Annotated in this window: 11 protein-coding genes; 10 read left to right on the forward strand and 1 reads right to left on the reverse strand. The window is 42.7% G+C overall.

Annotation, left to right across the window (positions count from 1 at the left end; genetic code table 11):
* Nucleotides 1-202: 202 nt before the first annotated feature.
* The 10 genes from MUCPA_RS24855 to MUCPA_RS24900 all read left to right on the forward strand — a co-directional run bounded on the left by MUCPA_RS24855 (nt 203) and on the right by MUCPA_RS24900 (nt 15,400).
* Nucleotides 203-646, forward strand: coding sequence for a hypothetical protein (locus tag MUCPA_RS24855; RefSeq protein ID WP_008510136.1), 444 nt, complete (start codon nt 203-205; stop codon nt 644-646).
* A gap of 394 nt (nt 647-1,040) precedes the next feature.
* Complete coding sequence (locus MUCPA_RS24860) at nt 1,041-1,319, forward strand: hypothetical protein (protein ID WP_008510137.1); 279 nt, start codon at nt 1,041-1,043, stop codon at nt 1,317-1,319.
* A 176-nt stretch (nt 1,320-1,495) separates the two neighbouring features.
* Complete coding sequence (locus MUCPA_RS24865) at nt 1,496-2,737, forward strand: CehA/McbA family metallohydrolase (RefSeq protein ID WP_008510138.1); 1,242 nt, start codon at nt 1,496-1,498, stop codon at nt 2,735-2,737.
* 205 nt (nt 2,738-2,942) lie between these two features.
* Nucleotides 2,943-3,470: an RNA polymerase sigma-70 factor gene (locus MUCPA_RS24870; RefSeq protein WP_040628007.1), complete on the forward strand. Its 528-nt coding sequence runs from the start codon at nt 2,943-2,945 to the stop codon at nt 3,468-3,470.
* Between the two features lie 113 nt (nt 3,471-3,583).
* The gene (locus MUCPA_RS24875) at nt 3,584-4,675 is read left to right on the forward strand and encodes a FecR family protein (protein WP_040626399.1); all 1,092 of its coding nucleotides are present in this window, start codon (nt 3,584-3,586) and stop codon (nt 4,673-4,675) included.
* 62 nt (nt 4,676-4,737) lie between these two features.
* The gene (locus MUCPA_RS24880) at nt 4,738-7,707 is read left to right on the forward strand and encodes a SusC/RagA family TonB-linked outer membrane protein (protein ID WP_008510141.1); all 2,970 of its coding nucleotides are present in this window, start codon (nt 4,738-4,740) and stop codon (nt 7,705-7,707) included.
* A gap of 9 nt (nt 7,708-7,716) precedes the next feature.
* A complete protein-coding gene (locus tag MUCPA_RS24885; RefSeq protein ID WP_008510142.1) occupies nt 7,717-9,315 on the forward strand; it encodes a RagB/SusD family nutrient uptake outer membrane protein in 1,599 nt (532 codons plus the stop codon).
* A gap of 311 nt (nt 9,316-9,626) precedes the next feature.
* Nucleotides 9,627-12,644 carry a SusC/RagA family TonB-linked outer membrane protein gene (locus tag MUCPA_RS24890; RefSeq protein ID WP_008510143.1) on the forward strand — a complete coding sequence of 1,006 codons (3,018 nt, stop codon included), beginning with the start codon at nt 9,627-9,629 and terminating at the stop codon, nt 12,642-12,644.
* Between the two features lie 35 nt (nt 12,645-12,679).
* Nucleotides 12,680-14,278: a RagB/SusD family nutrient uptake outer membrane protein gene (locus tag MUCPA_RS24895; RefSeq protein ID WP_040626401.1), complete on the forward strand. Its 1,599-nt coding sequence runs from the start codon at nt 12,680-12,682 to the stop codon at nt 14,276-14,278.
* Nucleotides 14,279-14,341: 63 nt separating this feature from the next.
* Nucleotides 14,342-15,400 (forward strand): phosphatidylinositol-specific phospholipase C1-like protein, encoded by a 1,059-nt coding sequence (locus tag MUCPA_RS24900; RefSeq protein ID WP_008510145.1) that lies wholly within the window; start codon nt 14,342-14,344, stop codon nt 15,398-15,400.
* Between the two features lie 213 nt (nt 15,401-15,613).
* Here the strand turns inward: MUCPA_RS24900 and MUCPA_RS37895 are convergent, their stop codons facing one another.
* Complete coding sequence (locus MUCPA_RS37895; RefSeq protein ID WP_008510146.1) at nt 15,614-15,769, reverse strand: FeoB-associated Cys-rich membrane protein; 156 nt, start codon at nt 15,767-15,769, stop codon at nt 15,614-15,616.
* Nucleotides 15,770-16,123 lie beyond the last annotated feature (354 nt).

Here is a 16,123-nt window from a genome sequence, read left to right on the forward strand (position 1 = left end):
CGCGTTTACAATCATCAATTTACCAAGCCGTCATTATAAACTGTGATCTATTGGTTGGTTTTTCATCAGAAAAGCATCAACGCAAATGGGCTTTTATTCTATTACAAATTAAGGCTTGGAATTCCAGCGGACAAACTAAAACTATTCGTGCCATAGTGCAATTTTATTTACCCATACTATTCGTCATAGAGCCAGAAAATTGATGTTGAAACAACTTAAAAATATTGCTGAAAACGTCTTTACGTTAATTTTAGCTGTGGTATTACTTATTGCAATTTCTTATAATGGATTTGAAGATTTAATTTTTTCCGTTTCGAATATTCAGGGATATGCTACAATTAAAAAAATTCAAAAACCCTTGTTGTCGGATAATCCTTTCAAGATTACAGTACAGTACTTTAATCAATTTGAAAATAAACAAGTTATTTGTGAGATATTATTAAAAAAAACTACCTCATTAAATTTATATGTTGGTAAGGAAGAAAAAATATATTATGGAAGGTTTTTTTATTCGAATGTAAGTATATCAAAGCCGTTGTCAATTAAACCAGTAACAATAACTATGGAGATTCTGGCACTAATAATTTTGATTGCTTCAATTTTCATAACATATCGAAAATTAAAAAAAATATCAAGTTCTCCGTAATGTTTTCCCTCAACGAAGCTATCGATAGTGTTCTGCTGTTAGAATGTCCCCGCTGTTCGAATTTCTCCGACTTCGAACGACTATGCCTATAGTTTGAAAACTACAATAAGTTTGTTTATGCATTTAACGGGCTTATAACGAAAGTGGCTGGCTGGTGGCATCCGCGAACAGACGGCAACCTGTTCAATATGGACCTGAACTATAATAAACCCAATAATTACACCCTTTCCTCAACATAAATAAAATAAAACAATGGCATTAGATTTTTACAGAATTAATGATTTAAGGAGGATTCTATCGCAATAGTGTTGGATGTAATCAAAATAAAAGGTGATCTACAAATAAGCCCGTTACTCCAAAGTAAAGCTGGTAGCATATAAATAAAATTCAAACAATGGACAAAGACAATATAAATTCAGCCATAAGCAATCACCTCCTACTGCTCTGGTGGACAGATGAGATTAGAACAACTGTAGAAGCTGAACACGGGCAAGATACACTATCAGAGATAAATGAGATATGCTCTTTTGCAAGTGAAGGATTAGAGTGGGCTACCGATGATGATATTTTGGCACACGAAAAAACAAGGGTTAGATTAAAAACAAGATACCCATTTCTCTCAAAAGATGCGATATTGAAGATTGCGAACATGTCGGCTTACTTTTGGAAATGAGCCAACCTTATCAAATAGAACGATTAAAGCAATACCGATAAGCCCTCCTCCGCTGCGCTGGTTCATACAAGTCAATTCTTCCATTACGTCGAACTGTTTTATTCTCACATCCAATAGGGGATTAGCCCATCCTAAACGTATTCCAGAAAAAGGAATATATTTAAAAAACTTTCATTATGGCAGCCAACGTCAACCCACCTGTTGTTAATCTATTCAATAACATTCAAATCCGGGCTTTTGCCTGGATGGTAGTATTTACAGTAATCATATCCAATGTTGCATTTGGGCAGTCGGCGCATGTCAACCCCTGGGCGGCTACCGATGTTGCATTATTGCCTCCGCCGGCAAGTATCACACAAGGTGTTTGGTTAAAAGGGGAGCTTCATGTACACTCAAGGCACAGCATTGAGTCTTCCAACAATTCCGTTGCTAAAATTATTGCTTTTTGCAAGGCTGTTGGTGTGGATTATGTTTGCATTACCGACCATGATAACCATGTAAACGGGGATGTTGCGCATCATACCTGGGCCGATCCTGAATTTAAATCAGACTCGGTTTTATTACTGTACGGAGCGGAATGGACTACCACCCGCGGGCATGGCAATGCTTTTTCAGCACGTCCTTATGATCATCAGAAGCTTTATGATGTTCGTGATCAGCGCGACATCGTGATCGGGGCCGTAAAAAAACAACTTGGTATTCACTTATCTGCCAACCATCCAAGCGGAAAAGATCATTTTGGATACTCGTACGATATGGTGAATTCCATTGAGGTATGGAACTCGGCTATTTGGGCAAACAACGCAAACGCCATCATGATCTGGGATGATATGTTATCCTCTGGCCGTAAACTTACCGGCAGGGGGGGCAGCGATGCGCACCACGGCGTTCCGGTAAACGGCGAAAAGCCAGGCAAAAATACTTACCAGGCTACAGCTAATTATGTTGGTACCCCAACCACCTGGGTATTTGCCACAAGCCGTACATCGCAAGCAGTTGTGGATGCTTTAACTAATGGCCGTGTTTCTGTGAGTGCCAACCCCTACGGCCCGCGTGTAGAGTTTCTTGCAGACCTGGATGGTGATGGCAAAATGGATATGATGATGGGTGATAATGTAAAATCAACCGGAAAGCCGGTTAAATTTAGGGTGCAGCTAAGCGGTAACACCATACCCGGTGCTACGTACACGGTAAAGGTTGTAAAAAATGGCGATGATTTTGGCACTTATACCATTGATAACAAAACTGCCATGGTTGAGTTTACCGATGCACCACAGGTACTTAACCGGGCATACTACCGCGTTGTGGTAGAAGGGCCTCAAACACCATATCCTCAAGTGCCCGGTTCCATGGCGTTAAGCGGTAATATGGTTGGGCTTTCAAACCCTATCTATTTCAACTTTGATCCGAATTTTTAATTTAAGATGACTGAAGTAATCGGAGAGGTGGGTAAGTAGGCAAACCTATCAGGCAGATCTGGTTGCAATACTTTCAACAGAATAATTGAGTAAGAGTTGCCGTGTTAATGAGTAATTGTTATGCTTGGTTTTACAACATAACAATTACTTAACGCAAAGCGATAATTACCGTCACAATACTGTGGCATATTTGCGCAAGTTAATTATGGTGTCACAAGTAGCTGCATTAAAAAGAAATGAAAGGGCATGTTTTAGCGAGGTATATACGCTTTACCATGATAAATTATACCACTTTATATACAGCCGCACACAATCTGCCTATTTAGCGCAAGAAGTTGTACAACTTACCTTTATCAGGCTTTGGGAAGTACGGAGCCGCCTGGCCGATGAGTTATCCATCGACATACAATTGTTTAGAATTGCCCGTACTATTTTAATTGACGAACTGCGTAAAGAAATCGTTAAGTCTAAATATAAAGAGTGGGCTGGCAATAACCAGGAGCAAGAGTATGAAGATAACCAGGTAGCCGAAAAAGATACGCTGCGGCACGTATTTGCTGCGATGGAAGAACTTCCCCCGGTTCGTAAAAAGGTTTTTAAACTGAGCCGTATACAAGGCTTTTCGCATAAACAAATAGCAGGCATATTGTCAATATCGCCCAAAACGGTTGAAAACCACATCACTAAAGCTATTAAGCAGTTGCGTAGCTCCATTTCAATTTTTTTATTTTAACGCTTGCGGCTTTTAAATGATGGAATGGAAATAAAACCGGCTAAAAATTTTAAATTAAATAATTGTTATCAAACAGTAGGGGTATTGTTTTTACAGAACGTATTAGTTATAGAATGGAAGTTACGCCGCAACTGATAGCTCAGTTTTTTAAGCAGGAGTGCACACCTGAAGAAAGCGAGCTGATTAGTGAATATTTTAATGAACATCCGGAAGAGCTGGATAAGTACCTGAGCGATGATGACTGGCAAAAGTTTACGCCGGATTCGAAATTGCATCCTGTTGTTTCGCAACAAATGCTGGATGTGATTGAAAATAACATCTCCCTGCCCGCCAAAAAAAAATCGTTTAACTACAGGTTATTGATGGCTGCGGCTTCCGCGCTGTTATTTATTTGCGCTGGCGCCATACTTTACAACCGGTACTCGGTTAGTCGGGCTGGCAAGGCCCAATTGGCCGTTCATCAACATCAGCAACAGGTTACGTACGATACTATCGCTAATCGAACCGGGTACGAAATATCAACGCAACTAACCGATGGATCGGTTATCGTATTATCTCCGGGTAGTGAAATTTGTTATCAAAAACCGTTTACCCGCCCCCTTCGCAATATTTATTTAACGGGCGAAGCTTTGTTTAAAGTAGCTAAAAATAAAACCCGGCCATTTACGGTTTTTGCGCGCGGCTTATCAACCACAGCCTTAGGCACCTGTTTTAAAGTGACTGCGGCCCGCGAAAATGCAAACGTAACAGTTAAATTATACGAAGGTAAAGTTGTGATAAAACATCAGGCGAGCGCTTTGGTAGCCGATGATCATGATGTATATCTTAACCCCGGACAGCAACTATGCTGGAACTCCGAAAATGGAAAGTCAAAATTAATTGCTTTTGATGCTCACGCGATGCCTGAAATAAAATTGGCCGAAAAGGAGCAAGCAAAATCTTCAGGTATTATTCAATTTAATAATGAGCGATTGTGGGTAGTGCTTGATAAACTTCAACAGGTTTATCATATCAGGATAACTGCCGATAGCAATGGTTTGAAGAATAAATACTTTACTGGTTCGGTAAATAGTAAAACAGAGTTGCCTGCCGATGTATTACAAACTATTGCCACGTTAAATAAATTGGAGTTGAAAAAGCAACATGGTGCTTTTGCCATGATGCCACGGCAAAATACAGCCGCAGATACGTTGAATATCCGGTAGAAAGTACTGGCGGGATCTTCCGGGGATGCTTATTGTTTAAAAGGTGCAAATTTTAGCAGCGTATGATGGTGTTTAAGATATTCGTTTTTATCTTATTTGTTACACTTAGCAGCTTTGTTTTTGCTCAAAAAGTTAATTTATTAATTACCGGTGTTGTAAAGAGCGAAGCCGGTAAACCGCTAAGCAGGGTTAACGTATCGGTTAATAACAACGCAGGCTCGGTAGCTACACAAACGGATACCACCGGTTTTTTTAGTTTAAAAAACTTGCCCGATGGTGGGGCTCCCTATCATCTTATTTTTGAATGTGGCGGGTTTGAAACCCAAACGCTCAATAACTACCTCATCAGGGAGGGGGCGCTATCAGCCATGGTTATTAAAATGAAACCGCTGGCCAACGTATTGAACGAGGTTTTGGTGGTGGGCTACGGTAAATCTTTAAAAAAAGAATTGAGCAGCTCAATAACTTCGCTTAATTCATCCGATTTAAATTCAGGTGTAATCAGCACGCCCGAGCAGTTGATGCAGGGGCACGTTGCAGGGCTTAATATCAGTCAGGATGGTAACCCCAATGGCGTTGCACAAGTTATTTTACGCGGCCCATCAACACTGAACCTGGGCCAGCAGCCTTTTTATGTAATAGACGATGTGCCCGATGCCGACCTGTCGCTGATAAGTCCGGCCGATATCAGCTCGATAGAGGTGTTAAAAGATGCTTCGGCTGCCGCCATTTATGGTAACCGGGGCGCTAACGGCGTAATTCTGATCAATACCCAAAAGGGGAAGCCCGGTAATTTAAAACTCACTTACAATGGTTACGATGCTATCCAGGCCATATCGGGTTACATTGAGGTTGCTACAGCGCAGCAATTGCGCGATTATCTAAAAGCCAACCATAAGGCTTTGGCACCGGCAGACGATGTTGGCGGCAACACCAATTGGCAAAAAGAGGTGAGCCGCTTAGGTAATGCGCAAAACCACAACATCAGCTTTAGTGGCGGCGATGGGCGTACGGTTTATAGCACCAGCCTCAATTACTTTAATAACAATGCCATTATTAGGGGCTCATCGCTGGAGCGGTTTGCGGGCAGGTTTAGTTTGGAACAAAAGGCCATGGATAATCATGTTAAACTTAAGGTATCGATGTATGATCTGGTCAGTAATCAATACGATGTGGATACACTGGTTTTTTACAATGTGTTACGTTTTTTGCCTACGCTTAATGTTTACAATGCCGATGGTACCTTTAAAGAAGATCTTACCCGTACGCAAACCTATAACCCAGTGGCACTTATTGCCAATAACCAGTTCAATACCAAGCTTAACTCGTTTTTGGGGAACGGGGGTATTGAAGCTGATCTGCCTTTTGGCATACTGTATAATTTAAATGTAGCTTACCAAAGCGTTACCACTAACAGCAATGCTTATTATAACCATTACTCGTTACTGGCTTATAATGCAAACGGTGCCGCTGTGCGCTCAAGCTACCAGGATACTAAGCGGGTTGTGGAGAGCTTTTTTTCTTATGATCATACTTTGGGCAGCAATCAGTATTTTAAATTTTTACTGGGGTACTCCTGGCAGCAAAATAGCAACGGGGATGGTTTTCAATCATCAAATGTTAATTTTGTTTCGGATGCTACGTCGTATTATAACCTTGGTTTAGGGCAGGCGCCTGCCGGGTATGTGCCTTTATACGGCGATGTATCTATCAAAACACTCCGGCTTATTTCCTTTTATTCGCGGGTTAACTATAACTATCAAAACAAATACCTGCTACAGGGCTCGTTGCGCCGCGATGGCTCGTCCGCATTTGGCGTTAACAATAAGTGGGGGTACTTTCCTGCGATTTCTGCGGCCTGGCGCATCATTGAAGAGCCTTTTATGAAGCAGCAGAACACCCTGAACGATTTAAAAATACGCGCCGGATATGGGGTGGCGGGCAATACCATCGGCTTTGACCCCTTAACGCCTTTGCTTCTCTATAATTCAACCGGATCGTTCTATTACAATGGCTCGTTTATCAAATCCATCGGGCCCACCCAAAACCCCAACCCCAATTTAAAATGGGAAAAAACGGCGCAGTTAGATGTGGGTATTGATTTTGGTTTATTTAGAAACCGGTTGAGTGGCGCCATTGATGTATACAACAAAACCACTACCAATATTATTTACAATTACCAGGAGCCTGCATCGCTATCCTATGCGCCGGGCAGCCTGATTTATGCCAATGCCGGCGAAATGAACAACAAAGGCATTGAATTTGTACTGAACGCCGTACCTGTTAAAACCAAACATTTGCTTTGGAACCTTAGTTTTAACCTGGCCCATAACCAAAACCGCATCGTTTCTTTATCCAACGATACTTATAAGCTGAGCTATATTTATACCGGTTACCCATCGGGCACCGGGCAAAGCAACGTAAGCACACAAATTTTAATTGCCGGGCACCCGGTTGGGCAGTTTTATACGCTGCATTACCTGGGCAAAAATACCAACGGCGTTTCAACATTTGAGGATAAGCAGGGTAACCCTACCACTACGCCAAAATCAACCGATCAACAATACCTTGGTAGCGCTCAGCCCAAATTTACTTTTGGTTTTGGCAATACGCTGAAATGGCATAATCTGGACCTGAACATTTTTATCCGTGGCGTAACGGGCAATAAAATATTGAATGCTACCCTGGCCACCCTTAATTCGCCCGGTGATGCCAGTAACCACAATATACCGCGGCTTACTTTATCGGAGTCTTATAACGATTATAACGCTAACTTATATTCAGACCGGTACCTGGAAAACGGATCGTACCTGCGGTTGGATAATGCAACATTAGGTTACAATTTTAATAATACCGGTAGGTATGTTAAAAGCGTAAGGATATATTTAACAGGTACCGATCTGTTTACCATCACCAAATATACCGGTATTGACCCGGAGATGAATTTGGGCACCATTACCCCCGGAATTGATAATCACAGTTATTATCCCAAAACCAGATCGTTTATTGCCGGAGTCAAATTAGAACTTTAAACCTTGCCAATGAAAATTCAATCATCATACCGCTGTTTTATAGTGATAATCTGGATGTTCGTTATCGCTGGTTCGGGCTGCACCAAACTGGATGTCCCGGTGGAATCACAGTTAACCGCCGACAACTTCCCCAAAACACAGGCCGAGTACATTGCAGCCATGGGGCCGGTTTATACGCAATTGCGGGCGCAATACGCCCAGTCGTACTGGTTTATGCAAGAACTAAGTACCGACGAGGCGCTTATTGTAGCCCGGGCAGGTAACTGGTATGATGGTGGCAAATGGCGCGATTTGCATTACCATAGCTGGACGATAGACCACGACCTGGTGAACACCACCTGGCAATGGGGCTTTACCGGGGTGAATACCTGTAACCGCATTATGGCCCTGTTTAGTACCCTGCCTGATGATGCCAATAAACGCACCTCGATAGCCGAAATACGGATGATGCGGGCGCTAACTAACTTTTTAATGATGGATTTGTATGGTAACATACCCTTAATTAAAACCTTTGGCGATGCAACGCCATTAACTACCACCAACCGGGCCGAGGTGTTCCAATACATAGAAAGCGAGGTTAAATTGGCCTTGCCCGATTTAAGTACCGCCACCGGCGCTGCAACCTATGGCAGGCCCACACGCTGGGCAGCGTTTGCACTGCTGGCCAAAATGTACATCAACTCGGCCTGTTATACTTCGGTACCCCGTTATAACGATGCTGTTGCCATGTGCGACAGTATTATGCAGAGCAAAAAATTTGCGCTCGATGCCAATTACCTGGCTATGTTTGATATTAACAACGGCCCGCAGATAACCGAATTTATACTGGCCGTGCCCTATGATAACAATGTAGCCACCGGGCAATACTTTGCCAGGTACAGCTTACATTTTGCTTTAAAGGATAAGTACGGTATCCCTTTTATTCCGAGCGACCCGATGGCTACCCTGCCGGAATTTTATCAACTTTATACCGATACTGCCGATGTGCGCATGAAGCAGTGGCTGGTAGGTAAACAATTTGATAACCAGGGTAATCCCATTTTAATCCAAACCACCAAAGCCGGGCTCGACCAAACTTATAAAGGGGCCGATGCGGGCGCCCCGGTAAGCTATCAGCTTACGTTTACGCCAAATCTTACGCTCGATCCGACGGTGGATGCGCTGAAGCTCGACGTGGGGAACGACGAACTGGGAAAAGCTAAAGGCTATCGCAATAATAAATTCTATCCTGATAAAACTTCGCTAACCCGTAACCAGAGCAACGATGTACCTGTATTCCGGTTGGCAGATGTGATTTTAACCAAAGCAGAAGCCATTTTGCGCGGGGCGGATGGCACATTTGGCGATACACCAGCAAGCCTGGTTAATAAAGTAAGGGCGCGTTCGGGCGCTAAGGCACTAAGCAGCGTAGGTTTACAGGATATATTGGATGAGCGTGGCCGCGAACTGGCTTTTGAGGGCTGGCGCCGTAACGATCTGATCCGTTTTGGAAAATGGGAAAGCAAATGGGGCTATAAAACCGATACCGACCCTAACCATCGTATTTACCCGGTGCCGGCAACGCAAATGCAACTGAATCCACAGCTCAGTCAAAATGCTGGTTATTAGTGTTCTCCGTTTGGTTTTGGCTGCCAGGCGTATAGTGGCTTGGTAACGATAAAATGTTGATTGTTATTGAGCGAAAGTTATTAATAATCAATTAGTAATGTCGGATTTTGACTCAACACTCCGGACTTAGTACTCTTGACTTAGCATGAGTGGGCATTATTAAAATTTCAAAAAGTGTATTAAATAATTGTTAAGTATTAGGGGGTGGGGTAATGATAAACGTATTGCTGGTAGATGATCACTTACCGGTATGTATTCTATTCATTTAAACAGTTTATTAAACTCACCCTTCAATTATTAACAATCCACTCATGAAAAAAGTGTACACCTTATTTTTAAGGTCATTTTGTAATGTTGCCATCAAAGCAGGCCTTGTGCTTTTGCTTGTAATGCAATGTGCATCAGCCGTGTTCGCACAAAATCAGCAGCGTACCATTACCGGTACCGTTGTAGACGAAGCTAATTTACCCCTGCCCGGTGTTACCGTTAGCGTTAAGGGTACTAACACTGTAACCGCCACCAACACCAAAGGTGCTTATAGTATTGCGGTTAACGGCCCAGCAGGCGTTATCAGTTTTAAATTTATTGGTTACACCACCAGGGAGGTTGTTGCTGGCAACCAAAACACCATCAACATGGCTTTGCAGCCAGATGCACGCCAGTTGAAAGATGTGGTAGTTATTGGTTACGGAACGTCGAGCAAAAAAGATGTGATAGGCTCCATCTCAACGATCAAGTCCGAAGATTTTAACAGCGGCGTTTTAACAACACCTGCCGAATTGATGCAAGGTAAAATTGCCGGTTTAAACATTACCCAAAGCGGCGACCCTAACCAAAAACCGTCGGTAACTTTAAGAGGCCCATCTACCATCCGTACCGTAGGCGGGGGCGTTACCGAGCCGTTTTACGTTATTGATGGTGTACCGGGTGCATCGGTAGATCTGTTATCGTCTGATGATATCGAGAGTATCGATGTATTGAAAGATGCCTCGGCAACAGCTATCTATGGCTCGCGCGCGGCTAATGGCGTAATTATTATCACCACCAAAAAAGCTAAAACAGGCCAAAGCAGATTATCTTACAGCAGCTACGGCGCTTTAGAGAATGTAGCCAAAAAAATTGATATGCTGAGTGCAGGCGAGCTTCGCAAGTACCTGGCTGATAACGGTGTTAAACCACTTGCATCACCTTTAGACGATGATGGCTCAAACACCAACTGGCAAAACCTGGTAGAGCGTAAAGGTTACTCAACAAACCAAAATGTATCGTTTGGTAGTTCAACCGCTACCGGCGATTACGGTGCCAGCGTTAACTACATGAAAAATAACGGGATTTTGCAACGCACCGCGCTTGAGCGTATCATTTACAAGGGCTACGTTAACCAACGCTTTTTTAACGACAGGTTAAAGCTCGGTATTACCTTAACCAACAGCACAACAAACCAAAACGATATTTACCAAAGCGGTGTATTATCGGGGATGTTGTTCTACCTGCCTACGGTTAGTCCGTTTAACCCGGACGGATCGTACAAAGAGAATTATGCCAGAACAGGTAGCGGAACTTTAAATCCTTTATCGCTGGTTAATAATAATACCTACCTCACTAATGATAACAAGTTACTGGTAAACGGAATTGCACAGTTAGATATTTTAAAGGGACTAAAGCTTACCTTAACGGGATCTTCCCAGAAAGATCAGAATAACTATTCCAGTTATTTAAATAGCTTATCGGGCCTGGCCGTTAACCTGAACGGGGTTGCCCGCCGTGCATCATACCTGAATACCAACGAGGTTATCGAATCGTACTTAAATTATGATTTCGCTTTCGGAAAAAACAGCTTTAAATTATTGGCAGGTTATTCTTATCAGCAAGATCGTACCAATGACGGTTTCGGCGTTGCCACACAAAACTTTGCTGATGATGCGCTAACTTACAACAACCTGTACCTTTCAAACCCTTCGTCGTTATCGCAAGTTAATTTTGATAACAATCCAATCTCGACCTTACGTTTGGAATCCGAATATGGCCGTATACAATACCAATACTCGGATAAGTATTTGTTACTGGCATCTTTAAGGCGCGATGGTTCATCGGCGTTTGGCGTAAACCACAGGTACGGTTACTTCCCTGCTGTAGGTGCAGCCTGGAGAATCATCAACGAAGATTTTATGAAAAACTACCCGGTATTTTCTGATTTGAAATTACGTGCCGGTTATGGTGTATCTGGTAATAGTACAGGTTTCGATGCTTTCTCGGCTATCCTTATCTATGGTACGCCATCATCAGGTAATAGCAAATACTTAAACAATGGCACTATATCAAACGCGGTAAACGCGGTACGCAACGAAAACCCTGATTTAAAATGGGAAAGTACTGCAACCACCAACATCGGCCTGGATTTTGCATTATTGAAAAATCGTATTTCGGGCTCTGTCGACTATTACATCAAAAAAACTTCTGATTTGATTGATGATGCATTACCGGTATCGGCTACCGAGTTTCAATACACTACCTATACTGCAAACGTTGGTAAAATGACCAACAAGGGTATCGAGTTCACCTTAAACGCAGTACCTGTTAAAACTTCATCTTTCAATTGGAGAACATCGTTTAATATTGCTCATAACCATAACAATATCGACAATTTATCAACAGACAAATTTACCATACCTTACATTTATACGGCACAGGTTGGTGGTAAAGGTCAATCGGGTATCTACAGTCAAATTGTTCAGCCAGGTTCGCCATTGGGCACTTTTTACCTATGGCATTATTTGGGTAAAAATGCAGCGGGCGTAAGTACTTACCAAAAGGCCGATGGTTCTGTTACAGCGGTGCAGCCTTTAAGTACCGATCAGCAAGTGGCAGGTAGTGCGCAGCCTAACATTATTTACGGCTGGAGCAACAACTTTACTTATAAAAATTTCGATTTAAACTTCCTTATCCGCGGCGTAGCAGGCAACAAAATACTGAACGCAACGCTGGCTGGTTTAAACAACCCTACCGACTCCAAGCTGCAAAATATTCCGCGCTTTACCCTTGGCGAATCGTTTAACGATATCAATGCCTACCTGGTATCAGACAGGTTTTTGGAAAGCGGAACCTATCTGCGTTTAGATAATGCGTCGTTGGGCTATACTTTTAAGCCTATGTTAAATAACCTTAAAACAGTAAGGTTATACTTAACGGGTACCAATCTGTTCATCATCACCAAATATCGTGGTGTAGACCCTGAAATCAGCATGGGCGGCTTAACACCAGGTATCGATAACAATAACTTTTATCCAAAAACCCGAACCTTTATTGTGGGCTTAAATGCTTCGTTTTAACCGAATAGCAAACCTCAACCCGAAGAAATATTAAAATGAAAAAAACGATAAATATGTTCATGATGATCAGTGTGATCATTTGTACATTTTCATGTAAAAAACTGGATGTTCCTGTTGAGTCACAATACGTGTCATCCAATTTTCCAACAACCTTGTCTGATTATAATGCCTCTATGGGGGCTATGTATGCCAACTTATCATCAAATTACGCTGTTGCTTACTGGCGTATGCAGGAGCTATCTACCGATGAGGCTATTATACCTGCCCGCGATGGTAATTATGACGATGGTGGCCAGTACAGGCAGTTACATTACCATACCTGGACGGTTGACCACCCCAATGTGGCAACGGTATGGCAGTGGGGGTTTAGTGGCATCATGTCGTGCAACCGTTTATTAAATGTAACTAATGCATTTAATTTCACCGCTGCCGACAGAACGGCTAAACTGGCAGAGATACGTGCCATGCGTGCATTGTATTATTTTTTCCTGATGGATATTTTTGGTAACGTACCTATTCTCACAACTTACCCGGTTAGCGGTATACCGGCTACAAGCAGCCGGGCCAAAGTATTTCAGTTTATCGAAAGCGAATTGTTGGCCGTTGTGCAACAGTTACCCTCCAAAACCAGCGTAGCAGCATCAAATACCCTGCAATACGGTAAACCTACAAAAGGTATGGCCTTTGCCTTACTGGCTAAAATTTACCTCAATGCCGATGTTTACAATGGCACAGCTAACAACCGGTATACGGATGTTGTCAGGATGGCCGATAGTGTTTTAAGCAATACCAACTACTCGCTTGATGCTAAGTACCGCGATATATTTTTGCCAAACAATGGTCCGCAAATCAAGGAAACTATATTTGCCATCCCTTATGATCAGCAAATATCGGGTAACCAATTCACCAGGTTTGGTTTTTACCCTTATCTTGCCCCAGCCTACGGCCTGAGTGCAAGTTTAAGTATTGCCATGAGTACCACGCCCGAGTTTTACAACCGCTTTAATTTACCCGGCGATTTTAGAACAAGCACGTGGTTAAACGGTCCGCAGTTTGTTCCGGATGGTAACGGCGGTTTTACTACCACACCTGCTTATTACCAGGGTACCACTACTCAAATTGTAATTACCCCCAATTTAATATTGGTACCACCCAAACCAATGGATGTTGGTAATACTACGGCGTCGCAAGCTGAGGGTGTCAGATCGATAAAATACTACCCTGATCCGGCAACAACCCAGGCAACCCGATTAAATGGCAATGATGTACCTGTATTCAGGTTAGCCGATGTGATGCTGATGAAGGCCGAAGCTATTTTACGTGGAGCAAACGCAACCAGCGTAAACGGCGAGTTACAAACACCTTTGTTACTGGTTAATAAAATACGTACCCGCGCTGGCGCGACCACTACAGCATCAATTGATTTGGATGGATTACTGGATGAACGCGCACGCGAGCTGTTTTGGGAGGGCTGGAGACGTAACGATTTGATTCGTTACGGTAAATTTGAGGTAGAATATCCGTTACTGAATGATGTATTGAGCATGGATAAAAGTAACTTTCGTAAATTGTTCCCGGTTCCGTCAACCGAGTTAAAGTTAAACCAAAGCCTGGTTCAAAACCCGGGCTATTAAAATAATACCATGTAATAAAGGCGGCACGCTTGTAGCCTTTATTACATGGTAAATTAAAGCTATATGAAAACGTTAATTACAGCTACTCTTTTTTCTTTACTGCCATTTTCATTGTTGTCCGTTCCGGATGATTTGCCTATCAATAAGATACAAGTAATCGGATCGCACAATAGCTACAAAAGAGCTATCGAACCGGCACTGTTTCACCTGTTTCAGAAAAAGGATTCGGTGTCTGCAAGCAAAATAGATTATGAACACATCAGTTTAACCGATCAGCTTGATATGGGCTTGCTAAACCTGGAGATCGACGTCTATTCGGACGAAAAAGGCGGCCGTTATGCGCATCCCAAAGGCCTGGAATGGGTAAAGGGACAAACTCCCTTTGATCCGCAGGGCCAAATGCTAAAACCCGGTTTTAAAGTGTTTCATATTGTTGATCTCGATTTCAGAAGCAATTGCCTTACGCTAAAGGACGGCTTACAGCAGTTAAAAGCATGGTCTGACGCTCATCCCGATCATAAGCCCATTTTTATTACCATTGAACCTAAAGACGGTGTTTCCAAGTCGAAAGAGTTGACCGATCCTGAGCCTTTTACTGCAAAAACGTTTGATGCCCTTGACAAAGAATTTAAGGAATACCTGGGCGAGCAGAATATCATTACTCCCGATGTTGTACGCGGGAAGTATACCACTTTGAACGATGCTGTGCGCCATGGTAAGTGGCCTTCGTTAAAATCGGCAAAGGGCAAATTTTTGTTCCTGCTGGATGCCAAAGATCATAAACGCGATTTGTATATTGCCGGTCACCCGTCATTAAAGGGGCGTATGCTATTTGCCAACGCCGAGCCTGGTACACCCGAAGCAGCTATGATGATCCGTAATGACCCTAACGACGGTACCATACCTGTGCTTGTAAAGCAAGGATACATTATCCGCACCCGTTCCGACGCCGATACCCAACAAGCCCGTTTAAACGATTACAGGGATTTTGAAGCCGCGCAAAAATCGGGAGCGCAAATTATCACCACTGATTATTACTTAAAAAGCACGCATTTTAAATCGGATTATGTTGTGTCGTTTGCCGGCGCCAATCGCTATTTTAGATTAAATCCGTTGTTTTAGATCGATTTTTCTGTAAATGTTGACTGACCAACACATTAGAACCAGGTATTGAAAGATGCTGGCATTGCTGGATAATTAGTGTAATGGCTGCTGTAGAAAACCGCCAGCGAGATGCCCGGCAAGACTTTAAACTAATTTCAATACCTGTTTTCAATAATTTGTTTTGCCAACGAGAGTAGCGGAGCTATAGTAACGGTTTACAGTTTTGAGCTTTTACTCGGGTAGATCTTTTTTCTCCTCCTCCAAAGCCTTCGTTAGTTCCGGATTGGTATCCTCCTCATCCTTCACATTTCTCCTTATCAGGAAAATAATAAAGGCTACAGCTAAAACAATAGCTGCAATAATCTCAAAAATTGTAGCTTTTTCCATGAGTTCTGCTTTTTAACAAATTTACTTATTAATAGGAGATCATTCTGTTTTTAAATAACAATGTTGATTCCTTTACAATAAGTTAATCGTATTGGTACTCTGGACTTTTTTTCTTTCCCTTGTGATCTTGAGTAACAGATCCGGCAAGCCTGAAAAAAATAGGACTGACGTTTAAAAAGCATCTTAAACTATGTCATTGAGAGTAACCCACCGGGCCTCACCCCGGAAAAAACAGGGATGACGTTTGGAACCTGTAGGCCTATTTTGCGCAAAAAGAAAAGTGCGCAAAGGCCTGACTGCACGCCGGGCCGGGTGTTGGCCTGTGGGCGGAAGGATCGGGCAGTCTTGACTTTT

Origin of the sequence: Mucilaginibacter paludis DSM 18603 (assembly GCF_000166195.2) — a bacterium.
Classification (GTDB): domain Bacteria; phylum Bacteroidota; class Bacteroidia; order Sphingobacteriales; family Sphingobacteriaceae; genus Mucilaginibacter; species Mucilaginibacter paludis.

Bases quoted from the DNA above. Each gene is read 5' to 3' on its own strand.
- MUCPA_RS24855 (WP_008510136.1), top strand. From the start codon at position 203: ATGTTGAAACAACTTAAAAATATTGCTGAAAACGTCTTTACGTTAATT.
- MUCPA_RS24860 (WP_008510137.1), top strand. From the start codon at position 1,041: ATGGACAAAGACAATATAAATTCAGCCATAAGCAATCACCTCCTACTG.
- MUCPA_RS24865 (WP_008510138.1), top strand. From the start codon at position 1,496: ATGGCAGCCAACGTCAACCCACCTGTTGTTAATCTATTCAATAACATT.
- MUCPA_RS24870 (WP_040628007.1), top strand. From the start codon at position 2,943: ATGGTGTCACAAGTAGCTGCATTAAAAAGAAATGAAAGGGCATGTTTT.
- MUCPA_RS24875 (WP_040626399.1), top strand. From the start codon at position 3,584: ATGGAAGTTACGCCGCAACTGATAGCTCAGTTTTTTAAGCAGGAGTGC.
- MUCPA_RS24880 (WP_008510141.1), top strand. From the start codon at position 4,738: ATGATGGTGTTTAAGATATTCGTTTTTATCTTATTTGTTACACTTAGC.
- MUCPA_RS24885 (WP_008510142.1), top strand. From the start codon at position 7,717: ATGAAAATTCAATCATCATACCGCTGTTTTATAGTGATAATCTGGATG.
- MUCPA_RS24890 (WP_008510143.1), top strand. From the start codon at position 9,627: ATGAAAAAAGTGTACACCTTATTTTTAAGGTCATTTTGTAATGTTGCC.
- MUCPA_RS24895 (WP_040626401.1), top strand. From the start codon at position 12,680: ATGAAAAAAACGATAAATATGTTCATGATGATCAGTGTGATCATTTGT.
- MUCPA_RS24900 (WP_008510145.1), top strand. From the start codon at position 14,342: ATGAAAACGTTAATTACAGCTACTCTTTTTTCTTTACTGCCATTTTCA.
- MUCPA_RS37895 (WP_008510146.1), bottom strand. From the start codon at position 15,769: ATGGAAAAAGCTACAATTTTTGAGATTATTGCAGCTATTGTTTTAGCT.